Origin of the sequence: Prescottella defluvii, assembly GCF_000738775.1 — a bacterium.
In the GTDB taxonomy this organism is placed as follows: Bacteria; Actinomycetota; Actinomycetes; order Mycobacteriales; family Mycobacteriaceae; genus Prescottella; species Prescottella defluvii.
The window spans coordinates 1-26,325 of sequence record NZ_JPOC01000043.1; the positions used below are offsets into that span (position 1 = coordinate 1).

Sequence of the window (26,325 nt, forward strand, 5' to 3'; positions counted from 1 at the left end):
GTGACATTCGGCCATTGGTGCCGGATGTTGAAATGTAGTTGATTCTGGTCCGCAATTCGCACTCTGCGATGGTGTAGTTCCTGCTCAGGGCTGTTTCTGCGCCAAATCGTTGATCAATAGTGAAACGTGTTCTAGATTTTGGGGGCAAACTTTCACACTCGGATCAGGAGCGGATATGGCAGCGCAGACGGATCGAGAAGAGCGGTTCGACGTGGTCGTGGTGGGGTCCGGCGGGGCCGGTATGGCGGCCGCAATCACGGCCGCCGCGCAGGGACTGAACGTCGTCATCGTCGAGAAGTCCCAGTACTGGGGTGGCTCGACGTCACGCTCGGGTGGCGGCGTGTGGATCCCCGGGAACTCCGTGCTGAAGAAGGCCGCGCCCGCCGACGACGTCGAGGCCGCACGCCGCTATCTGCACAGCATCATCGGGCCGGGCGTGGATCCGGCCCGTATCGACACCTATCTCGACCGAGGCCCCGAGGCCCTGCAGTTCCTCATCGACCACTCGGCGCTGAATCTCGAGTGGGTGAAGAACTACTCGGACTACTACCCGGAGGCGCCGGGTGGCCTGGCGACCGGAAGGTCCTGCGAGCCCAAGCCTTTCGATGCGTCCAAGCTCGGCGCGGACCTCGCGACCCTGCACCCGACGTACGGGAAGACACCCCTCAACGTCGTGGTGAAGCAGTCGGACTACCGCTGGCTCAGCACCGGGCTGCGGCACTGGCGGGGGCCGGTCCGCATGCTCCGCGTCGGAATGCGCACGTTCGTCGCGAAAGCGCGGCGCCAGAAGCTGATCGGCATGGGCGGCGCCCTCATGTCCCAACTGATGCTCGGTGTCCGTCGGGCGGGGATTCCGGTGCGACTGGATACCGGCCTGATCGACCTGGTGGTCGAGGACGGGAAGGTCACCGGTGTGGTGGTCGAGTCCGGCGGCGAGAAGTCCACGCTGCGCGCCGAGCACGGAATCGTGCTGGCGTGCGGTGGATTCGACGCCAACGACGAGATGCGCAAGAAGTACCAGCGGGCGCCGATCGGTGCCGACTGGACCATCGGTGCCCCGTCGAACACCGGCGACGGTATCAATGCCGGGATGAAGGTCGGCGCCGCAATCGATTTCATGGACGACGCCTGGTGGGCTCCGTCGATCCCGCTGCCGCGGGGACCGTGGTTCGCGCTCGCGGAACGGTCACTGCCGCGCAGCATCATGGTCAACGACCGCGGTGAGCGATTCATGAACGAGTCGCTCCCGTACGTGGAGGCGACGCACCGCATGTACGGCGGCGAGTTCGGTCAGGGTGACGGTCCGGGCGAGAACCTGCCCTGCTGGCTGATCTTCGACCAGACCTACCGGGACCGCTACCTGTTCGCCGGCGTGACCGCGCGCAGTCCGCTGCCGCGCAAGTGGCTCGAGAGCGGGACCATCGTCAAGGCGCCCACCGTCGAGGAACTCGCCGAGAAGATCGGGATCCCCGCCGGCAAGCTCGCCTCGACGGTCCAGCAGTTCAATGGTTTCGCCCGCACCGGCGTCGACGAGGACTTCCACCGCGGCGAAAGCAAGTACGACCACTACTACGGCGACATCACCAACAAGCCCAATCCCAGCCTCGGCGAGCTCGTCAAGGCACCGTTCTACGCCGCGCAGATGGTGCCCGGCGATCTGGGCACCAAGGGCGGCATCGTCACCGACATCGCGGGACGGGCGCTGCGCGAGGACGGCTCGGTGATCGACGGGCTGTACGCGGCCGGCAACACCAGCGCGCCGGTGATGGGGCACACGTACGCCGGACCCGGCGCCACCATCGGCCCCGCGCTGGTGTTCGGCTACCTTGCGGCCCTGGATATTGCCGCGAAGACGGGCAGGTCGGTCAGTCCTCGCTGAGCGGCCCCAGTTCGGTCTCGAGGACCTCCTGTACGACGCGCATCGCGGCCAGTCCGGCCGGGGCGCCACAGTACGCGCTCGCGTGGATGACGGCCTCGACGATCTCGGTGCGGGTCAACCCGTTCCGCAGCGCGGCGCGGACGTGGCCGCGCAGTTCGTTCTCGGCGCGCAGCGCGATCAGCATGCCGAGATTGATCAGGCTGCGGCTACGACGGTCCAGACCGGGCCGCGTCCACACCGAACCCCACACGTGCTCGGTGATGAACTCCTGGATGTCCTCCGAGTCCGTTCCCCGGGTGCGCTCGAAGGCTCGCTCGACGAAATCGGCGCCCATCACCTCGGTGCGGACATCCAGTCCGGCCTGGAATGCGGGGGAGGTGTTCTGGTGCTGTTCGGTCATCGCCGTCGGCTTCCTGTGGGGTCTGGCGGCACACATCGCCGGTACCGCACGATCTGCGAGCCTACCCCTGCGTCGGACGCCGCAGCAGCGAGCGAGCCGTCGCCGTGACGGTGCCCGCAGCGAAGTTGCCCCAGCTGAACCGGTCCCGCCAGAGCGCGATCCGGCCGTCGCGCACCTCGAACGTCCCGCACACCCAGAACGTGGAGCGCAGCGGCCCCACGTACAGGGTGTCGATCCGTTCGGTGAGGACGGTGTCGCCGTCGCTCGCGATGTTCTCCATCACGGCCTCGAAGCGGAGCGACGGCCGACCCGCGAACCGGAGAGCCCGGCGTACCGCCGGCAGTCCGCGCAGCGTCGGCAGCGTCCGGTTCTGCCACACGACGTCGGGCGTGAGGTATTCGACGGCGCGGTCGACGTCGAGATCGGTGAGGGCGGAGAAGAAGTCCTCGACCACGCGGATAGCGGCGTCGCTGCGGGCGGTGTCGGATGTCGTGTCCATGGGGCGCTCCTGGTGACGATGTCGAGGTGGTCGGCCGGCCTGCGGTCTACTCTGTGGGCTCCACGTTCGTCATGGCGAGCACGTCGAGACGCCGATCCAGTTCGGCCTCCGTCAGCCCGTCGCCGATGAGTCCGCGGTCGATCACCGTCTGGCGGATGGTCTTCTTCTCCTTCACCGCCTGCTTGGCGACCGCGGCCGCCTCCTCGTAGCCGATCGCCGAGTTGAGGGGAGTCACGATCGACGGCGACGACTCCGCGAGGGTGCGCAGGTGTTCCTCGTTCGCCTCCAACCCAGCGATGCAGCGGTCGGCGAACAACCGGGAGACGTTGGCCAACAGGCGGAACGACTCGAGCAGGTTGCGCGCCATCACCGGGATGTAGACGTTGAGCTCGAATGCGCCGGCGGCCCCACTCCACGCGACAGTGGCGTCGTTGCCGACGATCTGCGCGGCGACCTGGGTGACCGCCTCGGGCAGAACAGGATTGACCTTGCCGGGCATGATCGAGCTACCGGGCTGCAGGTCCGGCAACCGGATCTCGCCGAGCCCGGTCAGCGGCCCCGACCCCATCCAGCGGATGTCGTTGGCGATCTTCGTCAGGGACACTGCGACGGTGCGGAGCGCGCCCGACGCCTCGACCAGGCCGTCGCGGGCGGCCTGCGCCTCGAAGCTGTTGCGGGCCGGGGTGAGTGCGTCGAGGCCGGTGCTGCGGACCAACTCCGTGACGACACGCGGACCGAAACCGTCGGGGGCATTGAGCCCGGTGCCGACCGCGGTGCCACCGATCGGCAACTCACCCAGACGGGGGAGCGTCGCGAGGACCCGCTCGATGCCCGCCTCCACCTGGTGGGCGTAGCCGCCGAACTCCTGCCCGAGGGTGACCGGGACGGCATCCATCAGATGCGTACGGCCCGACTTGACCACCGTCCGCCACTGCGTGGCCTTGTCGAGCAGAGCGAGCCGCAAGTGATCGAGCGCGGGCACCAGATCCTTGACGGCAGCCTCGGTCGCCGCCACATGCGTGGCAGTGGGGAAGGTGTCGTTCGACGACTGCGACATGTTGACGTCGTCATTGGGGTGCACGGTCACGCCGGCCCGCGCGGCGAGGCTCGCGATGACCTCGTTGGCATTCATGTTGGAACTGGTACCCGAACCGGTCTGGAACACGTCGATCGGGAACTGGTCGTCGTGGCGCCCCTCGGCGATCTCGGTGGCGGCCGCGACGATCGCGTCGGCCTTCCCCGCGTCCAGCAGCCCGAGGTCCTTGTTGACCTGAGCGCAGGCGGCCTTGAGCAGCCCCATCGCACGGATCTGCGCGCGCTCGAGGCCGCGACCGGAGATCGGGAAGTTCTCGACGGCCCGTTGGGTCTGCGCGCGCCACAGCGCGTCGACCGGGACGCGGACCTCGCCCATGGTGTCGTGCTCGATGCGGAACTGGCGATCGGTGCTGTCGGTCATGGTTCCAGCTTGCCACTGCCGCAACAGCTGAAGGGTCCCTTCGTGCGCTCGGAGCGTACGAAGGGACCCTTCAGCTGCTTAAAACGGGTGGGGCCGGAGGAACCGTCAGAACGACGGCGGGATGGCTCCGTCGACGCCCTGGAAGTCGATGGCCGAGTATTCGCTCAGCTTCTCGAGGCGGTGGTAGGCGTCGATCATGCGGACCGTGCCGGACTTCGAACGCATGACGATCGACTGGGTGGACGCGCCGCCGCCGTAGTAGCGGACGCCGCGCAGCAGGTCGCCGTCGGTGACGCCGGTCGCGCAGAAGAAGACGTTCTCGCCGGAGACGAGGTCCTCGGTGACGAGCACGCGATCGAGGTCGTGGCCGGCGTCGATCGCCTTCTGGCGCTCCTCGTCGTCCTTCGGGGCCAGCTTGCCCTGCAGCACGCCGCCCATGCAGCGCATCGCGGCCGCGGCGATGATGCCCTCGGGGGTGCCGCCGATGCCGACGAGCATGTCGGTGCCGGACTCGGGGCGGGCCGCGGCGATCGCGCCGGCGACGTCGCCGTCGGAGATCAGGCGGATGCGTGCGCCGGTGTCGCGGACCGACTGGATGAGCTCGGCGTGGCGCGGACGGTCCAGGATGCAGACCGTGACGTCGGAGACCGACGCCTTCTTGACCTTGGCGACGCGCTTGATGTTCTCCGCGATCGGGTCGCTGATGTCGATGACGTCGGCGGCCTCGGGGCCGACGGCGATCTTCTCCATGTAGAACACCGCCGACGGGTCGAACATCGCGCCGCGCTCGGCGACGGCGAGCACGGAGATCGCGTTCGGCATGCCCTTGGACATCAGCGTCGTGCCGTCGACCGGGTCGACCGCGAAGTCGCAGTCCGGGCCGTCACCGTTACCGACGTGCTCGCCGTTGTAGAGCATCGGCGCTTCGTCCTTCTCGCCCTCGCCGATGACGACGACGCCGTTCATCGAGACGGAGGAGACGAGTTCACGCATCGCGTCGACGGCGGCGCCGTCGCCACCCTCCTTGTCGCCACGTCCGACCCAACGGCCGGCCGCCAGGGCACCCGCCTCGGTGACGCGCACCAATTCGAGTGCGAGGTTGCGGTCGGGGGCCTCGCGGCGACTCGATGGGGTGCTGGCCGTCATGGGCAGTGCCTCCTGCTGCAGTCACGGTCGGCGCGATGTGGTGGCCGACACGATGGGACGCCACGACCGCGGTGCGGTCGGGGCGTCGATTCGGTGGACGAATCTCGAGGTGATTCTCTCAGAACCCCCACGATGAGTGGGCTGCTGGGCCACCACCGCGGTGGAACAGGGATACTGGGCATCGTGTCCGACAAGAAGCCCCGCATTCTGCAGAACGGCCAAGACGCGGCGTGGTCGCTGATCCCGCTCGTTCTGGCGTGTCTGGTGATCGCGGGTATCGCGAGCCAATGCTCGTTCAACCCGGGCGGACCCAAGCCGGGGCCCATCCCCACCTTCGATGCCGACGCCGCGTTCAAGTACGACTCCCGTGAACTCGGCTTCCCGATCCGCCAGCCCGAGATTCCCGAGGGCTGGACCCCGAACTCGGGCAGCCGCAGCATCGTCTCCGGCGACGGCGGCGGCGACTCCAGCAACATCGGCTTCATCACAGATGCCGGTCGCTACATCCAGCTGACCCAGAGCGACGCCACCGTCGAAACGCTGGTCCCGTTCATCGCGGGGGAGCCGCGCATCCAGTCGGGCGTCGAGCAGGTCGGCGGCCGTGCCTGGGACGTGTTCGACGACGGCGACTCCGAGGCGATCTGGGTCTCCGACTTCGGTGACGCCCGTGTGCTCATCACCGGGCCGGCTCCGGCGGAGTCCTTCACCCAGCTCGCGACCGCGGTCGGCGGCGTCGAGCCGCTGCAGCGGTAGCCGCTCGGTCTACGGTCGATCCCGCCGACGGCTACTCGCCGTCGGCGGGATCGTCGTCTTCGTCGGCATGCGCGAGTGCGTCCTCGACCCGCTTCCGGGCTCCCGCGAGGTGCTCCTCGCAGCGCTTGGCCAGCGCCTCGCCGCGTTCCCACAGGGCGAGTGACTCGTCCAGGTCCAGACCACCCAGTTCGAGGGTCTTCACGACGACGACCAGTTCGTCCCGCGCCGCCTCGTAGCCGAGTTCGGTCACCTCAGTGTTGCTCATGGTTGCTCAGGACTCTCTTCCCATCACGGCGGCGCGGACGGCGCCGTCGGCCAATCTGACTCGGATCTGCGTGCCGGGCGGGGCGTCGTCCACCGACCGCAGCACCTCGGGTTCGCTGTCGCCGTGGACCCTCTGTACCACCGCGTAACCGCGGGCGAGGGTCGCGGCCGGACCGAGCGTCGCCAGCCGTGCCCGCAGATGGGCGACGGTGGTGGCGTCGGCGTCGATCGTGCGGGTGATGTCGCGGCGTGCGGTGTCCCGCAGCCGGGCGATCTCCTCGGCACGACGTTCGACGGCCTGCAGCGGGTCGGCGAGGGCCGGGCGGCTGCGCAGCTGGGCGATCAGATGTGACTCCCGCTGCACCCAGTTCCGGAGCGCGGCGGCGCTGCGCTGGCGCAGCTCGGACACCAGCGCCTGCTCGGCGACGGCGTCCGGCACGACACGCTTGGCGGCGTCGGTCGGTGTGGCCGCCCGCAGATCGGCGACGTGATCGCTGAGCGGGCTGTCGGGTTCGTGGCCGATCGCGCTCACCACCGGCGTGGTGCAGGCGACGATCGCGCGGCACAGCGCCTCGTCCGAGAACGGCAGCAGGTCCTCGACGCTGCCGCCGCCGCGGGCGAGGACGATGACGTCCACGTGTGGGTCGCGGTCCAGCTCCCGGAGCGCCTCGATGATCTGCGGCACCGCGGTGGGGCCCTGGACGGCGGTGTTGCGCACCTCGAACCGCACCGCGGGCCAGCGGCGCTGCGCGACGCTGAGCACGTCCCGTTCGGCGGCACTGGCCCGTCCGGTGACGAGGCCGATCGTGCCGGGCAGGAAGGGCAGCGGGCGCTTGAGTCGTGGGTCGAACAGGCCCTCCGCGGCCAGCAGTGCGCGCAGGCGTTCGATCCGGGCCAGCAGTTCACCGATGCCGACCGCGCGGATCTCCGTCACCCGCAGCGAGACGCTGCCGCGACCGGTGTAGAACGACAGCTTCCCGAACATCACCACCCGGCTGCCCTCGGTGAGCGGAACGGGGGCGTCCCGCAGCAGCTGCGGGGAACACGTCACCGACAGTGACATGTCGACCGACGGGTCGCGCAGCACGAGGAACGCGGTCCGTGTCCCGGGCCTGGCGTTGATCTGGGTGATCTGACCCTCGACCCACACGCTGCCGAGTCGATCGATCCACTGCGCGACCTTGGTGGAGACCGTCCGCACCGGCCAGGGTTGTTCGGCCGTGCTGGGCGACGGGCCGCCGGAGGCGGAGGCGGGGTGTGCGGAGGTCACTTGGCTCGGGCGGAGGTGATGCGGTTGGCGAGCATGGTCTGGAACGGTGCCCGCGCCGTCGTGCGCTCCTCGTAGTCGAGCAGCGTGGTCAGATCGTCCACCGACAGCGACCGCAGCCGGGAGCGCAGTTGCGCGAGCGTGAGGGACGCGTAGTCGAGTTCCTCGGCGATCTCCGGAACCGGGACCTCCGCGGGAGTGGCCGACGACGCCGCGTCCGCCGCATCGCCGTTGGCGCCGGGTGTCATCGAGTACAGCGCGAACCGGCCCGGCGTCGCAGGTCGGTCGTCGTCGACGTCGACCTCACCGTCGGTGTCGAAGTCGGTGGTGGGGTCGGGGGTGCGGTCGTCGTCGAACACCGCCCACGACGGTTCCTCCTCCGCCCGATCGAACAGGCAGAACGCCTGGTCGCCCTTGATCGCGAGCGCCGTCATGGACTGCTGCATCTTCATCGTCGTCTGCAGGACCTGGCTGATCGCGGTCATCGGCAGCGTCACGGCCGTGGACGGCAGCTTGAGCGCCTCTTCGTAGGCCGTGATGGCCATTCCGGCGGCGACACGCGCCACGAACGGGGGACGGATCATGCAAACAGCCTGCCTCACGACGGCCCTGTTTGGGTAGCTGACGGGACTAACATCGGCGAGCAGTCGCGTACTGCCGGGGCCGTCGGGGACATGCCCCGTAGGCTGGGGGCATGTCTTCGGCTGTTCCTCTCAATCTGGGTATCGCACGATCCGCGGGTTCCGATGCGGCGGGTGTCGGCAAGCGGATCCTTCTCGCCGAGCCGCGCGGCTACTGCGCGGGCGTCGACCGCGCGGTCGAGACGGTGGAGAAGGCGCTCGAGAAGCACGGTGCACCGATCTACGTGCGCAAGGAGATCGTGCACAACCGCCATGTGGTGGACACGCTCGCCGAGCGCGGCGTGATCTTCGTCGACGAGACCGACGAGGTTCCCGAGAACTCGGTTCTGGTGTTCTCCGCTCACGGTGTCTCGCCGGCCGTGCATGCCGCGGCCGCGGAGCGCAGCCTGCACACCATCGACGCGACGTGCCCGCTGGTGACAAAGGTGCACCAGGAGGCCAAGCGGTTCGCCCGCGACGACTACGACATCCTGCTCATCGGTCACGAGGGCCACGAGGAGGTCGAGGGCACCGCCGGTGAGGCGCCCGAGCACGTCCAGATCGTCGACGGTCCCGACTCGGTGGATTCGATCACGGTCCGCGACGAGGACAAGGTCATCTGGCTGTCTCAGACGACGCTGTCGGTCGACGAGACGATGGAGACCGTCGAGCGCCTGCGGGAGAAGTTCCCGAAGCTGCAGGATCCGCCGAGCGACGACATCTGCTATGCCACCCAGAACCGTCAGGTCGCGGTCAAGGCGATGGCCCCCGAGTGCGACCTCGTCATCGTGGTCGGCTCGCGGAACTCGTCCAATTCGGTGCGACTGGTCGAGGTCGCGCTGGGCGCGGGTGCCCAGGCCGCGTACCTCGTGGATTTCGCGCGTGAGGTGGATCTGGCGTGGCTCGACGGTGTCCGCACCGTCGGTATCACCTCCGGTGCCTCGGTGCCGGAGATCCTGGTCCGCGGTGTAATCGACCTGCTCGCCGAGCACGGTTTCGACGACGTGCAGTCGGTGACCACCGCCAACGAGACACTGGTGTTCTCGTTGCCGCGCGAGCTGCGGGTCGCCCGCGCGTAACGCCCCTCGTAACGAGAAGCGCCCCGGGACGGTTTCGTCCCGGGGCGCTCCTGTGTGCGCGGCTACTGGTCGATCGGAGGGTCGCGGCGATCGCGGTAGCGCACCTGCTGGATCGGGTGGGAGGGGGCGTCGGTCCGCGGCCGGGGCGTGCGGACCGGGATCGGATCGCGGTCGAGGGGTTCGCGGCTCCCGGCGACCGGCCGTTCGTAACCGTTGTCGCGGCGCGCGTTCTCCCTGCGTGCAGGCTCGCGGTAGGCCGGTTCCCGGTAGATCGGCTCGCGGCGGACGGGTTCCCGCTGGATCGGCTCGCGAGGGTAGGCGCCGCCGTACGACGGACTTTGCGTCGCGGCGTGCTCGTGTGATGCGCGCGCGGCGCGAGGATCGCGGCGGGGCTCACGGATGGGTTCGCGGTCCGGCTCACGGCCGTCGCGGCGGGGTCGCACGCGGCGCGTCGTGGTGGTGGACTCGTCCCGGCGGTCCGTGCGCGACTCGGTGCGGGGGGTCCGTCCGGATGTCCGCCGACTACGTGAACGAGCGGCCGCACCCTTGTTCTGCTGCGCCAGAAATGTCCGGGCGCCGGCGATCAGCGCCACCACGACGGTGGCCGCCAGCATCAACGGGAAGCGGTTCACCAGCGGAATCGCGACGTTGAATGCGAGGTCCTTGAGCCCGGTGCCGGCGTTGTCGGTGAGCACCTGCTGACCGATCGGCACCGCGATGAACAGGAGCAACGGCGGCTGCACGACCGCGGTGAACAGTCCCCGCTGCCGGACGGCGAGCACGGCCAGCACGCAGCCGAGGAAGTACATCGTCGAAAAGGTCGAGGTCAGCTCGTCGCCCGACATACCGTCGAATGCGAAGCCGAGGAAGGTCAACCCAGCGGCGACTGCGACAGCTCCCCAGGCGGGTACGCCGGGAATGGTGGGGAGGGCCGATCTCTGGTCGAGCGGCACCCCGGATCTAGCACGTTGGGTTGCGGACACCCTTCGACAGTAGTCGCTAACGGTCGCCTTGATTCGTTGGCGGGACCGTCGAAAGCCGAGAAATCGGCCGACGTGGACGGGTCACCGACCGGTGCCGGGGCCGTCGCGGGACTGCCGGCGGCGACCCGTCCACGTCGGTGCGGTGTCGGTGGTGTGCTCTACCGTCGTGCGGCATGAGGATCCTGCACACCTCCGACTGGCACATCGGGCGCACGTTCCACGGCGTCGACCTGCTCGGCGACCAGGCGCGGGTGCTCGACTCGATCGCGGACACGGTCGCCGCGCGCGAGATCGACGTGGTGGTGGTCCCCGGTGACGTGTACGACCGGTCGATTCCGAGCGCGGACGCGGTCTCGGTCTGCAACAGGGGCTTCGAGGCGATCCGGGCGGCGGGTGCGGTGATTGTCGCCACATCCGGCAATCACGACTCGCCGGTGCGGCTCGGTGCGGGTGCGGCGTTCGCGGCGTCCGGCGGCCTGCACCTGCTGACCCGGGTGGGGGACCTGGACACCCCGGTGCTGCTCGACGACGAGTACGGGCCGGTCGCGTTCTACGGCATCCCTTACCTCGAGCCCGAGATCACCCGGGCGGAGCTCGACGCGCCCGACGCACGTTCGCACGCCGCCATCCTGGACGTCGCGATGGCGCGGGTCCGTGCGGACCTCGACGCGCGCCGGGCGGAGGCGCCGGGGCTGCGGTCGGTGTTGCTGGCGCATGCCTTCGTCGTCGGCGGGGAGGCGACGGGATCCGAGCGTTCGATCTCGGTCGGTGGCGTCGAGACGGTGTCGGCGTCGGCGTTCGACGGTGTCGACTATGTCGCGCTCGGGCATCTGCATTCGCCGCAGACGTTGGCCGAGCACGTCCGCTACAGCGGCTCGCCGCTGCCGTACTCGTTCGGGGAACGCTCGCACCGCAAGTCGGTGTGGATCGTCGATGTCGGCGTAGACGGGCTCGGTGCGGTGGAACGGGTCGATCTGCCGGTCGTGCGTGGGCTCAGTCAACTGACGGGCACGCTCGACGAGCTGCTCAACGACGCGGCATTCGCGTCCGCGGAGGACCACTACGTGTCCGCGGTGCTCACCGATCCACTCCGGCCGGTCGACGCGATGCGCGCGTTGCAGACCAGGTTCCCGCATGCCGTGCACATGGAATGGCAACGCCCGGAGGGTGATCCGGAGCTCAAGTACCGTGATCGGGTGCGTGGGCATTCGGATCTGGAAGTGGCGCAGAGTTTCGTGTCCGACGTCCGCAGCGGTGCGACGGTGGGGGAGGTCCGACTGCTCGAGCAGGCGCTGCGCAGCGCCACCGCGCCGGAGGAGTCGTCGCTCGGCGAGACCCCGCGCACCGACTCGATGGAGGTCTCGGCGTGAGGTTGCACAACCTCGAGGTCAGCGCGTTCGGGCCGTTCGCCCGGACCGTCGAGGTCAACTTCGACGAACTCGGCTCGGACGGACTGTTCCTGCTGCACGGTCAGACCGGTGCCGGCAAGACGACGATTCTCGATGCGGTCGCGTTTGCGCTGTACGGCACGGTGCCCGGCGCCCGCAAGGACGGCAAGCGACTGCTGTCCGATCATGCGCCGGCGGGTTCGGTGCCGACCGTGACGCTCGAGGCGACCATCGGCGGACGGAGGCTGCGCCTGACCCGGTCACCCGAGTATCAGCGGCCGAAGAAGCGGGGCGCGGGAACCATCTCGGAGAACGCGAAGGCGACGCTCGAGTGGCTGGACGGACGCGGCGAGAGCCTGTCCCGGATCCCCGACATCGCGCGGGAGGTCGAGCGGCTGCTGGGAATGACCTCGGATCAGTTCTTCCAGGTGGTGCTGCTGCCGCAGGGCGAGTTCGCGAAGTTCCTGCGAGCGGACAACGAGGACCGCGGCAAGCTGCTCGAGAAACTGTTCGACACCACGCGGTTCAAGTCCGTCGAGCAGTGGTTCGTCGATCGGCGGCGGGTCAGTGCGGCCCGGGTCGAGGAGCAGCGCAAGCAGGTGGACCTGCTGCTGGCGCGGGTCTCCACCGCCGCGGGCATCGAGGTCGGTACCGAAGGCGACCCGCTGAGCTGGTCGAGGAAACTGCTCGAACAGGCCACCGAGACGGTCGACCTGGCGTCGGTGGAACTCGCCCGCACCCGCACCGTCGAGGAGAAGGCCCGCGCGGCCGCCGCGGAATCCCGCCGCGTGCACGACCTGCAGTTGCGCCGTGCCCGCGCGAATGCCGAACTGGCACAGCTCGAATCGGGTGCCGTCGAGCGGGACGCGCTCGCCGTCGAGGTCGACCGTGCTCGCCGCGCCGCACCCGTCGGGGCCGTCGCCGCGGACGCCGAGACCGCCGCGCGTGACGCCGAGGCCGCGGTGTCGCGCGCCCGCGCCCTCGCCGACAGCCTGCGCGGCTCGGCCGACGGTGCCGGTCTGGTGGCGCAGCTGTCGTGGCCGCAGACGGAGGCGGACCGGGAGACGATCCGGGCCCAGGCCCGGGACTGGACTGCGGAAGCCGTCCGCCTGGACGCGCTGCTCGCCGAAGCCCGCAGTGCCGACCAGCTCGATCGGGAACTGGCGTCGATGCGCGGCCGGGCTGTCGAGTTGTCGGGCCGGGCGCAGGAACTGGCCGATGCCCGCGCGCGGTGGCCCGAGGAACTGCGTGCGGCGGAAGAGGCGGTGCGGTCGGCCGAGCACGCCCGGGCGGCCCTGCCGGCGCTCGAGGAGGCCGGTGCCCGCGCTGCGGACGCCGCTGCTGCGGCAACCGAGTTGGTGTCGACCCGCACGGCGCTCGACGAACGACGCCAGAGTGCCGCGGACGCCAGGGCCCGTCAGCAGGACACCCGTGATCGACTGCTCGATCTGCGGGAGCGGCGGATCGCCGGCATGGCGGCCGAACTTGCCGCGGAACTGGTCGACGGAGACAAGTGCGCCGTCTGCGGTTCGCTCGACCACCCGGAGCCCGCGCGGCCCGGCGAATCCACCGTGACGAAGGCCGACGAGGACGCCGCGCGGGTCGCCGAACAGACGGCGGCCACCGCGTTCGAGGCCGAGACCGAGCAGGTCGTCCAGCTCGAACGAGCAGTGGACCTGCTGGTCCAGCGTGGCGGCGACGGGGACCGTGACGCGCTGCAACAGGCCCACGCCGTCGCGACCGCCGAGGTCTCGCGCGCCCGGGACACCGCGGCCACGCTCACCCGGGCGACCGGTGCGATGGACGAACTGCGTTCTCGCGGTGTGCAGTTGGAAGAACAGTCGCGCGCGGTGGACGCCGAGCGGACTGCGCTCGAGACGCGCATCGAGTCCACCGAGGAACAGGTCCGTCGGATCCGTGACCGGATGGTGGAGGCGGCCGGAACCGATCGCAGCGTCCCGGCCCGCCGTGAGCGTTTCGATGCCCTCGCCACCCGCGCCGCCGAGCTGCTCGACGTCCGCGACCGCGCCGCCGCACTCGACGCCTCAGCGCTCGAGTTGTCGGCCCGCGCGCACGCGGCAGCGGCCGAAGCGGGGTTCGGCTCGCTCGCCGAGGCGCTGGCGGCGGTGCGTCCCGCGGCGCGGATCGACCAGATCGATGCGGTCCTGACCGCGGCCCGGGACCGGTCGGTCGGCGCCCGCGCGGTGCTGTCGGAGCCCGACGTCGAGGCGGTCGCCGCCCTCGACCCGATCGACCCGTCAATACCGGAGGCGACCGCGCGTGAGGCCGCGACGGTCGTGGAGGTCGCGGCCACCGCGGTTGCCGAGGCGGAGACCCGCCGCACTAATGTGGAGCGGTTGACCGCCCAGCTCGCGGATGCGATGGAGGGCCTGGGACCGGTGCTCGCGGAGCACGACGAACTGGCCGGGCTGGCCGACGTCGTCGAGGGCCGGGGCCAGAACGCGCGCAAGATGTCGTTGCGGTCGTACGTCCTGGCGTCGCGGCTCGAGGAGGTCGCGGTGTCGGCGTCGGTGCGGCTGCGTCGGATGTCCGCCGGACGCTACGAGTTCGTGCACTCCGACGAGGCCGGTTCGCGCGGCCGCCGAGGCGGGCTGGGCCTGGACATCCGCGACGACTACACCGGGGTCGTCCGTTCCGCGAAGACGCTGTCGGGCGGTGAGTCGTTCCTCGCGTCGCTGGCACTGGCGCTCGGTCTCGCCGACGTCGTGGCCGCCGAGTCCGGTGGGGTGGTGCTCGACACGATGTTCATCGACGAGGGATTCGGCACCCTCGACGCCGACACGCTGGATCTGGTGATGGGGGTGCTCGACGAACTGCGCGAGGGTGGCCGCGTTGTCGGCATCGTCAGTCATGTCGACGAGATGCGGCAGCGGATCCCGAGCCGGCTGCACGTCGTGCGGGGCCGGGCCGGGTCCACTCTGGAGATGGTCGCCGGCTAGGTCTGCGCGGGCTCCGGTCCCGACGAGTTGCCGTCCGGGAGGGCCTCGCGGATCGGGCTCGGTTCCTCGGGCGGCGGCCCGGGGTTCCGGGTGGCGGTGCCGTCGGCGGTTGCCGCCGCGGCGTCGCGCAGGGCGTCGTCCTCGAGGCGGTGGTCGATCTGCTCGCCGAGATAGCGGATGACCACCGCGCCCACCGCGGCGACAGGCACCGCGAGGAACGCGCCGACGATGCCGAACAGCGAACCGCCGGCGGTGACCGCCAGCAGCACCACCACGGCGTGGAGCTTCATGCTCTTGCTCTGCAGCACCGGCTGCAGCACGTTCCCCTCGATCTGCTGGACCGCGATGATGATCGCCAGCACGATCAGCGCGGTCGTCAGGCCGTTGGCGACGAGCGCGACCAGCACGGCCAGGGCGCCCGCGACGAACGCACCGACGATCGGGACGAAGCCGCCGATGAACGTCAGGATCGCGAGGACAGGGGCGAGCGGCACACCGAGGATCACCAGTCCCGCCCCGATGAAGACCGCGTCGATGAGGCTGACGAGGGCCTGGGTGCGGATGAAGCCGCCGAGGGTGTCCCACATCCGGCCGAGGACCTCTTCGAGGTGTCGCCCGGCCCGGCCGCCGCCGATGCTGTGCAGCCACGGGATGAACCGGGGGCCGTCCTTGACGAAGAAGAACGCGAGAACCAGGACCAGACCGAGGGTGACGATCATCGATCCCGCGGTGGTGACGCCGCTGAAGACACCCGAGGCGATCGCGGTGCCACTCTCCTGGAGCTTCGACGTGATCGCGTGGACCGCGGTGTCGATCTGGTCGTCGTCGAGATTGACCGGGGGGCCCTTGAGCCAGTCCTGTACCTGCTGGATGCCCTGGGTCGCCTTGTTCGCCAGCTCGGGGGCCTGGTCCACGACGGACGGCACCACCAGCGCGACGACGCCGCCGAACACGGCGAAGAACACCAGGAGCGTGATGGCGGCTGCCCCGGCGGGGGGCATGCCGCGTTTGGTGAGGGCGCGGGTGGGTGGCCACAGCACGGTCGAGACGACGACGGCGAGCAGCACCGGGAGCACGATCACCCACAGCTTCTCGAGCAGCCAGCCCAGCACCAGCGCGCCGATGGCGATCGCGGCGATGCACAGCGACCACTTCGCGAGCCACATGCCGCCGGCCCCGATGACCTCGCCGCGATCACGCATACGCGTGCGCGAACTGGACTGGTCGGTCTTCTCGACACTCACAGGGCGAGGGTCCTTCCGTCAGGGTGACGATGGTCGTCGTCGAATCTACGCATTTCTGTTCGAATCGGCGCGCGCAATTCGATCCGGTCACGACCCGGTGAAAGCGGACAAGGTCGCTCGGACCGGTCCGTAGGATCCCGCGCATGACGAGAATCAACGGGAAGCTCGCCGCCACGATCGTCACAGCAACCGCCGTCGTGCTGGCGCTCGGATCATGTACCAACGACAACGGGGCCTCCGAGGAGACCAAGGCGAAGATCAGTTCCGCGGTCACGTCGACGCCGGAGAACAGCGAGACCGGTCCCGGCGAGGCGCTGCGTTCGAGCATCGAGGCGACCGCGTCCAGTGCGGTGTCCGGCATCGGCAAGGCGTGGGACAACGCCAAGCTGACGGCCTTCACGGCCGCGTTCCGGACCGCATACCCGAACCTGTCGAGCGACCGCGACGACGAGTCGATCGAGTCGATCGTCAAGGAGACGTGTACCGCGATCGACGCCGGCGCGAGCGATCAGGAGTTGACCGACAAGGTCACCGAGGTCGCGACCAACGACGGCACCGTCCCGACCGAGGACCAGGCCGCCCGGATCCTGCAGATCGTCCGGCCCGCCTGCCCGTAGACCGCGCGGTCAGAACCTGGACGGGTCAGCGGCCTGCCAGTCGCGTCGCCAGTCGGCCGGCGGGTGGTCGAGCAGTGCGCCCGGCTCGAGCCATTCGTACAGTTCGGCGTACGTGCGGGTGGTGGCGCCGTCGATGCGCCGGTTGAGCATCGACGGTGTCAGGTCGTCGAAGCTGTCGAGGCCCATCGAGGCGACCATCTGTTTGGCGCTCGCGACGGTGGCGTGCTGGAACCGTGCGACACGAGCGGTCTTGTCGGCCACGTCGAGGGCCCGGGTGCGGGCGGGGTCCTGGGTCGTGACGCCGACAGGGCATCGGTTGGTGTGGCATTTCTGCGCCTGGATGCAGCCGACCGCGAACATCATCGCGCGGGCCGCGAGGGTGAAGTCGGCACCCTGGATGATGCGTTTGACGATGTCGGCTCCGCTGGCGACCTTGCCGGACGCGCCGATCTTGATGCGGTCGCGCAGGCCCGCGCCGACGAGTGCGTTGTGGACGGTGACGAGTCCCTCGGTGAGCGGCATGCCCATGTGGTCCTCGAATTCGACGGGTCCGGCGCCGGTGCCGCCCTCGGAGCCGTCGACGATGACGAAGTCGGGGGTGATGTCCCGCTCGAGCATCGCCTTGCAGATCGCGAGGAACTCGACGCGCGAGCCCACACACAGTTTGAACCCGACCGGTTTGCCGCCGGAGAGGGTGCGCAGGCGCACGATGAAGTCGATGAGTTCGTCCGGGGTGCCGAACGTGCGGTGCGCCGGAGGGGACGTCACCGTCTCGCCGATCGGCACGCCCCGCGCCTCGGCGATCTCGGCGGTGACCTTGGCGCCGGGAAGGACTCCGCCGAAGCCGGGCTTGGCGCCCTGCGACAGCTTGATCGAGATTGCCTTCACCTGCTCGTCGGAGGCCTTGGCCGCGAACTGCTCGGGATCGAAGTCGCCGTCGGGAGTGCGGCAACCGAAGTAGCCGGACGCGATCTCCCAGATGAGGTCGCCGCCGTGCTTGCGGTGGTAGCGGCTGATACCGCCCTCGCCGGTGTCGTGCGCGAAGCCGCCCCGTGCGGCACCGGCGTTGAATGCCTCGATCGCGTTCGCGGACAGCGACCCGAAGCTCATCGCCGAGACGTTGAGCAGCGCGATGTCGTAGGGGCGGGTGCAGTCGGGTCCGCCGAGACGCACGGTGGGGGTGCCTTCCGGCGCGGTGCGGGCGCGCAACGAGTGGGTCATGAACTCGTAGCCGACCGCGTGCACGTCACGTTCGGTGCCGAACGGTTCCTCGTCGAGTGTGCCTTTCGCGCGCTCGTACACCAGATCTCGCGTCTCGCGATCGAACGGGGTTCCGTCGGTTTGGGATTCGATGAAGTACTGCTGGATCTCGGGGCGGATGCGTTCGAGCAGGAACCTGGCGTGCCCGAGGATCGGGTAGTTGCGCAGTACATTGTGACGCCGCTGCAACAGATCCCACGTGCCGACGAGGGCGAGTGTGAGCACCGGAGTCGCGATCACGAGCCACCACGGCGAGACGGCTGCGGTCGCGACGGCGGCGGCCGCCCCGAGGATCCAGACACCGATGACGATCGACCAACGGACCATGCGGCGATGGTAGGCGCCGGACGCGCGTCGTACCCTGTTCGGGCGTTGCGGTCGGTGTGTCCACCGGCTCCGGTCGATTCGAAGGGACACCCACGAACATGAGCACGGATCCGATCACCGAACTGGAGGCCGAGCTCGTCGACATGTGGCGGCGCGGACGGATTCAGTCCCGGGAGCGGGCGCGCGCGATCCATCCCAAGCTCGACCCGGCCTGCTACGCGCTCCTGATGATCCTCGTCCGCACCGATGCGGTCCCGATGTCGGATCTGGTCGCGGAGCTCGGTGTGGAGAAGTCGACGATGACCCGGCAGATCGACGCCCTGGTGCGGCTCGGCCTCGTCGAGCGTCGTCCGGACCCGCAGGATGCCCGCGCGCGCCTGGTCACGCTCACCGAAACGGGCCGCGGCCGGCTCACCGACCTGCGCGAGGTGGTGATCGCGCGGTGGCGTGAACGGCTGTCGAGGTGGGAGCCCGAGGACGTCCGCCAGCTCACGGCGCTGCTGCATCGGCTCGGTTCCTGTTCCGACTGAGAGCCCACACGAAAATTAGTTGCGCGACGCAACCATCGCCTCTATAGTTGTACTACTCAACTAATTGGGGGTGGGTCATGGTCGCGACGGATACCGCGGACGCGCTGCTCGACCATCTGCGCGATCTCGTGCGTCGTGGTCGCGAGGTCTCGGCCGCGCTGGTCCGTGAGTCGGACGGCGACCTGCTCACCGAACCGATGGGGGCGGTGCTGTCGCACGTCGCCGCCGGTCAGGGGAGGCGCTGCAACGTTCTCGCCGAGCGGATGCGGATCACGCCCTCGACGTTGAGTCGGCACATCGCCCACGCGGAGGACCTCGGCTACCTGAAGCGAGTTCCCGATCCCGCCGATCGCCGGGCCACGCTGCCCGCATTGACCGACGAGGGGGAAGCGGTTCTCCAGCGGCACCGCGAACGCCAGCGGGCGTGGCTGATGGCCTCGATCTCGGACTGGTCGGACGGCGAGGCGCAACAGCTCGTGGACGGGCTCGCGCGCTTGCGTCTGTCGGTGCTGGACGCGACCTCGACGCCGTGACGTCAGATATTTCAATTCACCTTTTATGCAACTGTTTTCGGGGATACCCGAAGAACTTGTGAGGTTTCCGCATGAGCACATCCGCTACCCGGGATACCGGGACACTCGATCCGTCGACCGATTCATCGATGACCCACGCGCAGCGCATTCAGGCCCTCGTGGGGCTGCTGCTCGGAATGTTCGTCGCCTTCCTGTCGTCGACGATCGTCTCGAACGCGTTGCCGACCATCATCACCGACCTGCACGGCACGCAGGACCAGTACACGTGGGTGGTCACCGCCACGCTGCTGGCGTCCACGGCCACCACCCCGATCTGGGGCAAGTTCTCCGACCTGGTCAGTAAGAAGCTGCTGGTCCAGCTGTCGATCGTGATCTTCACGATCGGGTCGGTGCTGGCCGGTCTGTCGCAGTCCGTCGGCATGCTCATCGGGTTCCGAGCCATCCAGGGCATCGGACTGGGCGGCCTCCAGGCCCTGGTCGTCATCGTGATCGCGAGCATGTTCAGTCCGCGTGAGCGGGGCCGCTACCAGGGTCCGATCGCTGCCGTGATGTCTGTCGCGACCGTCGCCGGGCCGCTGATCGGCGGCGTCATCGTGGACACCAGTTGGCTGGGCTGGCGCTGGACGTTCTTCGTCGGCGTGCCGCTCGCGGTGATCGCGTTGGTCTTCGTCCAGCGCACCCTCAACCTGCCCGTGGTCCGCAAGGACGTCACCATCGACTACCTCGGTGCAGTGCTGATCGCGTCCGGCGTGAGCACCCTGCTGATCTGGGTGACGTTGGCAGGCAAGAACTTCGACTGGGCTTCGGGCGTCTCGTACGGTCTGGTCGCGCTGGGTGTGGCGCTGCTCGGACTGGCGATCTTCGTCGAGTCCAGGGCGAAGGATCCGATCATCCCGCTGCGGCTGTTCCGGGACCGCACCACCGCACTGGCGACCCTCGCGAGCGTCGCGGTCGGCATCGCCCTCTTCGGCGGCTCGGTGTTCCTGGGTCAGTACTTCCAGATCGCACGTGGCTACTCGCCGACCGCGGCCGGTCTGCTGACGCTCCCGATGGTGATCGGTTCGATGGTCTCGTCCGCGGTCTCGGGTTCGCTCATCACCAAGTTCGGCCGCTGGAAGGGCTTCATCGTCGGCGGCTCGATCATGATGACGGCCGGCTTCTTCCTGCTCTCGACGATCGACCACCAGACCGACATGGTCGTGCTCGGCAGCTTCCTGTTCGTGCTCGGCGTCGGCATGGGCATGACGATGCAGAATCTGGTGCTGGCGGTGCAGAACACCGTGAGCCCGGACGATCTCGGTTCGGCCAGTTCGACGGTTGGCTTCTTCCGCTCGCTCGGTGGCGCGGCCGGTGTCTCCGTCCTCGGCGCGGTGCTGTCGAGTCACGTCGCCAACCTCACCACGCAGGGCCTGTCGGCCGTCGGCATCGATGCCGGCGCGGGCGGTGGGTCCGCGGCGGGGCTGTCGAATCTCAATGAGCTGCCCGGCCCGATCGCGGACATCGTCCGCGGCTCCTACGGTGACGCGACCGCCAGGATCTTCCTGATCTCCGGCCTCGTCTCGCTGCTGAGTCTTGCGGCGGTCGTCTTCATCAAGGAGGTCGCGCTGCGCACCTTCAGCGCCGACGACCAGCGTCGGGCCGAGGCCACCGGCGACGACATCGACGCCGAACTCGCCGAGATCGTCCAGGGCGACCCCGTCCTGGTGGACCCGCTGCCGGTGGAGACGTCGGAGAAGGCACGCAAGTAGCGGGGCTCCGTCACGGTCGTTCACCGAGCCGGGAGCGCACGGAATAGGCTCGTCGCCATGGCCGACACCCGCTGGCAGCGTGAACGATCCGCATCCGACTCCCGTGACTACATCGCGCGCTTCGCGCAGCTCGAGTCTGACGGCGCGGACCTCCACGGTGAGGCCCGCGCCGTCGACGCGATGCTGCCGCGGAGCGCGCGTGTGCTCGACGCCGGTTGCGGCACAGGGCGACTCGGTGCGGAACTTGCACGGCGCGGACACCGGGTGACGGCCGTCGATCTGGACCCGATCCTCGTCGCGGAGGCGCGCAAGCACCCCGGCCTCACCGTGCACGAGGCCGATCTGGCGACACTCGACCTGCCGGGGGAGCGGTTCGACGCCGTCGTCGCCGCAGGCAACGTACTGATCTTCGTCGCCCGCGGCACCGAACGTCGGGTGCTGCAGCGACTCGCCGACCACCTCGTGCCCGGGGGTATCCTCGTGACAGGGTTCGCGACCGACTACGAGTACACGGTCGACGAGTTCGACGCCGACCTCGCCGCCGTCGGACTCGTGCGGGAGCAGCGTTTCGCGACATGGGACCTGCGGCCGTGGCACGACGGCGCCGGATGGGCCGTCACCGTTGCCCGCAAACCTGACATGTAACCAACCCCTCGGTTTCGGTTACGGTCTGTGCCGACAGATCGACCGTGAAGCACCAGGGGGAATCCATGTCCGAACCGACCTACAACCCCGCACCCGGCGGCGAGCCGTTCGGCGGCATGCCCGGCTACACGCAGCAGCCGTACGCGTCCGCACCGCAGTACCAGCCGGCCCCCGCACAGTACGGGGGAGTGCCGCCCCTGCCGCCGTCGAACGCCGGCTGGGCGGTCGCCGCGATCCTCTTCTTCTGGCCGGTCGCATTCTCGGCATTCGGCCACCTGCACGACATCTTCCCGAAGTGGTCGATGGGCGACTACCAGGGCGCGCTGTACGCATCGGAGCGGGTCAAGACGCTTGGCAAGATCGCATTGGGTGTCGGGGTGGGCCTGATCGTGCTCTCGTTCCTCATGTCCTTCGTGATGTTCGCGGCCTTCGCGTCCGCCGTGAACGAGCTCGACACGAACACCACCTACCAGTGGTGACCCGCCCGGTGGTCGGCCATAGTGCGGCCGACCACCGCAGTGGGCCCGGGACGCCGTAGAATCCCTATACCGTGAGCCTTACCCTCGGAATCGTCGGCCTCCCCAACGTCGGCAAGTCGACCCTTTTCAACGCGCTGACCAACAACGACGTGCTGGCCGCGAACTACCCGTTCGCCACCATCGAGCCCAACGTCGGCCTGGTGGAGCTGCCGGACGAGCGGCTGAAGAAGCTCGCCGAGATCTTCGGTTCCGAGCGCATCCTGCCCGCCACCGTCTCGTTCGTCGACATCGCCGGCATCGTCAAGGGCGCCTCCGAGGGAGCGGGCCTGGGCAACAAGTTCCTCGCCAACATCCGCGAGGCCGACGCCATCTGCCAGGTCGTCCGCGTCTTCGCCGACGACGACGTCGTGCACGTCGACGGTCGCGTCGATCCGGCGTCGGACATCGAGGTGATCGAGACCGAGCTCGTCATCGCCGACATGCAGACCCTGGAGAAGGCGCTGCCGCGTCTGGACAAGGAAGCGCGCAAGAACAAGGAACTCAAGGCGCAGCACGACGAGGCGCTCAAGGCTCAGGAGTTCCTCAACGAGGGCAAGACGTTGTTCAGCGTCAAGGACAAGCTCGACTTCTCGCTGCTGCGGGAACTCAGCCTGCTCACCACCAAGCCGTTCCTGTACGTCTTCAACGCCGACGAGGCCGTCCTCACCGACGAAGCCAAGGTCGCCGAACTGCGCGCCTCCGTCGCGCCCGCCGACGCCGTGTTCCTCGACGCCAAGGTGGAGCAGGAACTGCTCGAGCTGGACGAGGAAGACCGTCAGGAGATGCTGGACTCCATCGGCCAGTCCGAGCCCGGCCTGCACGCCCTCGCGCGCGTCGGCTTCCACACCCTCGGCCTGCAGACCTACCTCACCGCAGGTCCCAAGGAAGCGCGCGCCTGGACCATCCACAAGGGCGACACCGCCCCGCAGGCCGCCGGCGTCATCCACACCGACTTCGAGCGTGGCTTCATCAAGGCCGAAATCGTCTCCTTCGACGACCTCGTCGAGGCCGGCTCCATGAACGCCGCCAAGGCCGCCGGCAAGGTGCGCATGGAAGGCAAGGAATACGTCATGCAGGACGGCGACGTCGTGGAGTTCCGCTTCAACGTCTAGAGGTCCTGGTCAGAGGGTCGATTCTGGCCCTCGGTACACAGCAGAACCCGCAGGGCTACGGACGTCTCGTCCGTAGCCCTGCGGGTTCTGTCGTTCGCACTGCCCCGATTTCACCGAGCTCGGCGGGTGACGCAGTCGGCCTCAGCGCCCATTCCTTGCGCTCCCGAGCGGGTTCCCGCCGATCGGGGCGAGGAGTGGGCGCTCAGGCCTGGTGCCAACACAGAGGAGGCCAAGCGCGTGGCGTCATCCCGCGTGTGGGTCAGCTGGCGGTGCTCAGTGCGCGGATGACACCGAGGACGACGAGACTTCCGAAAGCCCAGCTGACGCTGCCGGCGATGTGATCGACCAGCGTGAAATCGGACGGACCCATAGTTAACTCCTTCAAGCGAAAGTGGCTGCACGGCGGAAGTTGCCGGACGACCACAGAAGCTAGCGGCCAGGTCTTGTGTGGTGCAAGTTACATCCGGTGGACCGGACCCTTGTGCTGGAACGTGACTGGTAGACCGGTCCCCGCCTTCCGGCGCCGGGTGGCGCCGGGTGGCCGCTCTTTCCGAGGGCGTGGAACCGGAATTCGTCTGTCTGGCAAGGGTTTCTGGCACAGTTGAGGCGTCGGCAGAGCGGCGCGCTGTCGCCGACTACGAGACGGCGATGGCAAACCTCTTCTCGATGGAGACAAACGCGACGCCATCGCAGCCCGCACCTGTCCAAGTCGGCAGACCCGTGTCGGCCTCGAGGGCTAGTGCCGGTGCCTGACCCTCGGTAACGATCCGCTAAGTCTGTGGTCGAAGTTGCGCGTGGTGCGCCGACGGTGATGAATGCTGCACAGATGACGCGCGCCAAGCGAGGCTTCGCCGTATCGATCGTGATGCTCTGTGTCGCGGGCTTGTCGGTCGCGGCCGTGGGGAGCAGTGGCGCCGCGCCGCCGCCGGGTTGGCGTTACACGATGGTGGCGTTCAGCAACGCCAGCGACCGTGACATGGATGTGTTCGAGTCGGGGGACGGGACTCAGTTCCTGCCGGTTCAAACGCCGGCGTATCGGCCCCCGTCGGGGCTTGTGCGGGACCCGAGCATCTTCCGGAACACGGACGGGCTGTACTACATCACGTACACCACGGGTGGCGGCGCGAACATCGGCTTCGCGCGCAGCACGGACCGCATCAACTGGACGCCCATGGGGAACTATCCGGTCCCGTTCTGCTGCGCCTTCCTGCCGGGGACGGGAGACGGCACGGGTTCGGCGAGCCTGCAGGGCTCCTCGGACTTCCTGGGCTCCTCGGGCTCGGCGGGCTCGGCCGACGGGCCGTCACTGTCGCCGTTCGTCACCAAGGCGTGGGCGCCCGAGTGGTTCGTGGACGGCGACCGCGTCCACGTCATCCTGTCGATGTCGACCGGCGGAGGATTCGTGCCGTATCTGATGACGGCGCTGGACCCATCGCTCCAGTCGTGGAGCCTGCCTGTTCCGCTCGCCGGCATCGGAGCGGACCACATCGACACCACCGTGGTCAAGGTGGGATCTACCTATCATGCGTTCACCAAGAACGAGTCGACCAAGGTGATCGAACATGCGGTCGCCTCGTCGGTGGCAGGTCCCTACTCCTTTGTCCCGCCAGGAAATTGGGGAACGCTGGTGGAGGGTCCGGCCGTTGTCCAGTTGCCGAACGGTGCGTGGCGGATATACCTCGACGCGTACACCGAAGGGAAGTATCTCTACTCCGACAGCACCGACGGGCTGAGTACCTGGTCGCCCGTGCAAGAGGTTCCGGGCCTTTCCGGGACGGTGCGCCACTTCGGTGTGATGCGAGAGGCAATCTGACACCGCCTCGATGACCGGCGGCGATTTCCTCGTCACGAATTCCTGCTGGCGGGCCACCTCGCCTTCAGGCGACCTGGACGGTCCCGAAGGCCGGGATGACCAGGATCTGGAAGTCTCCCGGGGCGATGGTCGTGCCGGTGTCGGCGGTGACGGCCAGGACACCGCCGCCGGTCACCACGGTGACCGGGGTGTAGCGGCACCATTCGTCTTCCGCGACGGGGCGACTGTAGTCGACGGGCATTCGTAGCAGCGCCGTGGTTCCGGTGGCGCCGGTGGACAGATTCAGCCATCGCACCGACAGGTCGGGGCAGGAGTAGCCCCGCAGCGTTACTTTCGCGGAGAAGGTCGTCTGGCCGGGCACGCCGGTGGTTGCCGACGGCGTGATGGTCGTCAGATTCGGTACGCAGACCCAGACGGCGAGTGTGCAAGCTGTGCCCACCGCGACCGGAACCGGGAACTCCGTCGTCGCGGGCAGCGAGTGCGGGTCGGCCGACACCGGCGCAGACGCACCGAGCGGACCGAGGACGGCCGCCGACGCGATGGCACCGGCGATGACGAGTCGAGGAATCGAAACACGGCGCATGAGGTGAACCTCCGACGGGGAAGCTGTCCCGACCTGCTGAGATGCGAGCGTATCCCGGGAACGGGCCGGCGCGGAACGAATGCCGTCGACTTCATCTCGCAAAAGCGCCCGGTGAGTCCGGTCTGCGGTCTATTGTCGCCGAGACTCGACTACAGAGCCCCAGGGGGAAACGGAATGCGCAAGTCCATCGCTACCGGCGTCGTTGCCGCAGCATCGGTCGGGATCATCCTCGGCGGCGCCGGAGTTGCCTCCGCAGCATCCAAGACCATTCCTGAAGGGCCGGGGACCTACCTGGTGAACAAGGACATCCGGCCGGGCATCTACACCACCCAAGGGGCGCCCGACGAAGGTCAGACCTGCAGTTGGATGCGTGGAGAACGCAAGTCGCTCCGCGTCGAGCCGATCGCGTCCGGCAAGTCCACGGGCCCGGCCACGGTGAAGATCGAAGAAACCGACGACGTGTTCGTCACCGTGGGCTGCGGCGAATGGAAGATGGAGAGGCTGATGGACGAGGGCTTCCTGCCCTCGGGATCGCTGTCCGGATCGCTCGACATCGGATCCCTGACGCGGCCGTTGGTGAGCTCCCTGGAACTCGGTTCCGCGGCCGGAGCGCTCGGCGGTTCCGTCGCCGCAGGTTCCCTCGCCCGCGGGTCGGCGGAGAACGGGCCGTCGGAGCCCTAGCTGTACCTGGCCATCAGGTT

Annotated in this window: 25 protein-coding genes; 14 read left to right on the plus strand and 11 right to left on the minus strand. The window is 68.8% G+C overall.

Going from position 1 to position 26,325, the window contains the following annotated elements; translation table 11 throughout:
- The first annotated feature begins 175 nt into the window (after positions 1-175).
- Complete coding sequence (gene kstD / locus IJ15_RS0116105) at positions 176-1,879, plus strand: 3-oxosteroid 1-dehydrogenase (RefSeq protein ID WP_031939377.1); 1,704 nt, start codon at positions 176-178, stop codon at positions 1,877-1,879.
- On the opposite strand, the gene IJ15_RS0116110 is transcribed toward kstD, so the two are convergent.
- The 4 genes from IJ15_RS0116110 to glpX all read right to left on the minus strand — a co-directional run bounded on the left by IJ15_RS0116110 (position 1,866) and on the right by glpX (position 5,380).
- Positions 1,866-2,279, minus strand: coding sequence for a carboxymuconolactone decarboxylase family protein (locus IJ15_RS0116110; protein ID WP_031939378.1), 414 nt, complete (start codon positions 2,277-2,279; stop codon positions 1,866-1,868). The genes kstD and IJ15_RS0116110 overlap by 14 nt on opposite strands.
- A 61-nt stretch (positions 2,280-2,340) precedes the next feature.
- Entirely contained in the window at positions 2,341-2,778 is a 438-nt protein-coding gene (locus tag IJ15_RS0116115) for a limonene-1,2-epoxide hydrolase family protein (RefSeq protein WP_031939379.1), read from the minus strand.
- Between the two features lie 46 nt (positions 2,779-2,824).
- On the minus strand, positions 2,825-4,234 hold the full coding sequence (locus IJ15_RS0116120; RefSeq protein WP_031939380.1) for a class II fumarate hydratase: 1,410 nt from the start codon (positions 4,232-4,234) through the stop codon (positions 2,825-2,827).
- A gap of 105 nt (positions 4,235-4,339) precedes the next feature.
- Positions 4,340-5,380 (minus strand): class II fructose-bisphosphatase, encoded by a 1,041-nt coding sequence (gene glpX, locus IJ15_RS0116130; RefSeq protein ID WP_031939381.1) that lies wholly within the window; start codon positions 5,378-5,380, stop codon positions 4,340-4,342.
- A gap of 183 nt (positions 5,381-5,563) precedes the next feature.
- Here glpX and IJ15_RS0116135 point away from each other — a divergent pair, with 183 nt between their 5' ends.
- A complete protein-coding gene (locus IJ15_RS0116135) occupies positions 5,564-6,133 on the plus strand; it encodes a DUF4245 domain-containing protein (protein ID WP_031939400.1) in 570 nt (189 codons plus the stop codon).
- 31 nt (positions 6,134-6,164) lie between these two features.
- On the opposite strand, the gene IJ15_RS0116140 is transcribed toward IJ15_RS0116135, so the two are convergent.
- Genes IJ15_RS0116140 through IJ15_RS0116150 form a run of 3 tightly spaced genes read right to left on the minus strand, consistent with a single transcriptional unit; the run spans position 6,165 to position 8,248 of the window.
- Positions 6,165-6,398 carry an exodeoxyribonuclease VII small subunit gene (locus IJ15_RS0116140; protein ID WP_031939382.1) on the minus strand — a complete coding sequence of 78 codons (234 nt, stop codon included), beginning with the start codon at positions 6,396-6,398 and terminating at the stop codon, positions 6,165-6,167.
- Between the two features lie 6 nt (positions 6,399-6,404).
- On the minus strand, positions 6,405-7,667 hold the full coding sequence (gene xseA, locus IJ15_RS0116145) for an exodeoxyribonuclease VII large subunit (protein ID WP_031939383.1): 1,263 nt from the start codon (positions 7,665-7,667) through the stop codon (positions 6,405-6,407).
- On the minus strand, positions 7,664-8,248 hold the full coding sequence (locus IJ15_RS0116150) for a lipid droplet-associated protein (protein ID WP_031939384.1): 585 nt from the start codon (positions 8,246-8,248) through the stop codon (positions 7,664-7,666). The genes xseA and IJ15_RS0116150 overlap by 4 nt, the downstream gene beginning before the upstream one ends.
- Before the next feature lie 110 nt (positions 8,249-8,358).
- Between IJ15_RS0116150 and IJ15_RS0116155 the strand changes: the two genes are divergently transcribed.
- Positions 8,359-9,363 carry a 4-hydroxy-3-methylbut-2-enyl diphosphate reductase gene (locus IJ15_RS0116155; protein ID WP_031939385.1) on the plus strand — a complete coding sequence of 335 codons (1,005 nt, stop codon included), beginning with the start codon at positions 8,359-8,361 and terminating at the stop codon, positions 9,361-9,363.
- A 62-nt stretch (positions 9,364-9,425) separates the two neighbouring features.
- Here IJ15_RS0116155 and IJ15_RS0116160 read toward each other — a convergent pair whose 3' ends face one another.
- Positions 9,426-10,346 (minus strand): DUF6542 domain-containing protein, encoded by a 921-nt coding sequence (locus IJ15_RS0116160; RefSeq protein ID WP_197059845.1) that lies wholly within the window; start codon positions 10,344-10,346, stop codon positions 9,426-9,428.
- A 173-nt stretch (positions 10,347-10,519) separates the two neighbouring features.
- Here IJ15_RS0116160 and IJ15_RS0116165 point away from each other — a divergent pair, with 173 nt between their 5' ends.
- Positions 10,520-11,716, plus strand: a complete 1,197-nt coding sequence (locus IJ15_RS0116165) for a metallophosphoesterase family protein (RefSeq protein ID WP_031939387.1) — start codon at positions 10,520-10,522, stop codon at positions 11,714-11,716.
- On the plus strand, positions 11,713-14,694 hold the full coding sequence (locus tag IJ15_RS0116170) for an AAA family ATPase (protein WP_031939388.1): 2,982 nt from the start codon (positions 11,713-11,715) through the stop codon (positions 14,692-14,694). Before IJ15_RS0116165 ends, IJ15_RS0116170 begins: the two co-directional genes overlap by 4 nt.
- Here the strand turns inward: IJ15_RS0116170 and IJ15_RS0116175 are convergent.
- Complete coding sequence (locus IJ15_RS0116175) at positions 14,691-15,896, minus strand: AI-2E family transporter (RefSeq protein ID WP_051919003.1); 1,206 nt, start codon at positions 15,894-15,896, stop codon at positions 14,691-14,693. The genes IJ15_RS0116170 and IJ15_RS0116175 overlap by 4 nt on opposite strands.
- A gap of 185 nt (positions 15,897-16,081) precedes the next feature.
- Here IJ15_RS0116175 and IJ15_RS0116180 point away from each other — a divergent pair, with 185 nt between their 5' ends.
- On the plus strand, positions 16,082-16,555 hold the full coding sequence (locus IJ15_RS0116180) for a hypothetical protein (RefSeq protein WP_031939390.1): 474 nt from the start codon (positions 16,082-16,084) through the stop codon (positions 16,553-16,555).
- Positions 16,556-16,564: 9 nt separating this feature from the next.
- Here the strand turns inward: IJ15_RS0116180 and IJ15_RS0116185 are convergent, their stop codons facing one another.
- On the minus strand, positions 16,565-18,142 hold the full coding sequence (locus IJ15_RS0116185) for an FMN-binding glutamate synthase family protein (protein WP_031939391.1): 1,578 nt from the start codon (positions 18,140-18,142) through the stop codon (positions 16,565-16,567).
- A gap of 98 nt (positions 18,143-18,240) precedes the next feature.
- On the opposite strand from IJ15_RS0116185, the gene IJ15_RS0116190 reads away from it, so the two are divergent.
- The 7 genes from IJ15_RS0116190 to IJ15_RS0116225 all read left to right on the plus strand — a co-directional run bounded on the left by IJ15_RS0116190 (position 18,241) and on the right by IJ15_RS0116225 (position 25,041).
- On the plus strand, positions 18,241-18,672 hold the full coding sequence (locus tag IJ15_RS0116190) for a MarR family winged helix-turn-helix transcriptional regulator (protein ID WP_031939392.1): 432 nt from the start codon (positions 18,241-18,243) through the stop codon (positions 18,670-18,672).
- A 77-nt stretch (positions 18,673-18,749) separates the two neighbouring features.
- Positions 18,750-19,205: a MarR family winged helix-turn-helix transcriptional regulator gene (locus tag IJ15_RS0116195; RefSeq protein ID WP_031939393.1), complete on the plus strand. Its 456-nt coding sequence runs from the start codon at positions 18,750-18,752 to the stop codon at positions 19,203-19,205.
- A gap of 71 nt (positions 19,206-19,276) precedes the next feature.
- A complete protein-coding gene (locus IJ15_RS0116200) occupies positions 19,277-20,953 on the plus strand; it encodes an MDR family MFS transporter (RefSeq protein ID WP_031939394.1) in 1,677 nt (558 codons plus the stop codon).
- Between the two features lie 57 nt (positions 20,954-21,010).
- Positions 21,011-21,598, plus strand: a complete 588-nt coding sequence (locus tag IJ15_RS0116205) for a class I SAM-dependent methyltransferase (RefSeq protein ID WP_031939395.1) — start codon at positions 21,011-21,013, stop codon at positions 21,596-21,598.
- A 65-nt stretch (positions 21,599-21,663) separates the two neighbouring features.
- Complete coding sequence (locus tag IJ15_RS0116210) at positions 21,664-22,077, plus strand: CD225/dispanin family protein (protein WP_031939396.1); 414 nt, start codon at positions 21,664-21,666, stop codon at positions 22,075-22,077.
- 71 nt (positions 22,078-22,148) lie between these two features.
- Positions 22,149-23,228, plus strand: coding sequence for a redox-regulated ATPase YchF (ychF, locus tag IJ15_RS0116215; RefSeq protein ID WP_031939397.1), 1,080 nt, complete (start codon positions 22,149-22,151; stop codon positions 23,226-23,228).
- 811 nt (positions 23,229-24,039) lie between these two features.
- Positions 24,040-25,041: a glycoside hydrolase family 43 protein gene (locus IJ15_RS0116225; protein ID WP_031939398.1), complete on the plus strand. Its 1,002-nt coding sequence runs from the start codon at positions 24,040-24,042 to the stop codon at positions 25,039-25,041.
- Positions 25,042-25,105: 64 nt separating this feature from the next.
- Here IJ15_RS0116225 and IJ15_RS0116230 read toward each other — a convergent pair whose 3' ends face one another.
- Positions 25,106-25,624: a hypothetical protein gene (locus tag IJ15_RS0116230; RefSeq protein WP_031939399.1), complete on the minus strand. Its 519-nt coding sequence runs from the start codon at positions 25,622-25,624 to the stop codon at positions 25,106-25,108.
- Positions 25,625-25,798: 174 nt separating this feature from the next.
- On the opposite strand from IJ15_RS0116230, the gene IJ15_RS24885 reads away from it, so the two are divergent.
- Entirely contained in the window at positions 25,799-26,305 is a 507-nt protein-coding gene (locus IJ15_RS24885; RefSeq protein WP_037135592.1) for a hypothetical protein, read from the plus strand.
- Positions 26,306-26,325 lie beyond the last annotated feature (20 nt).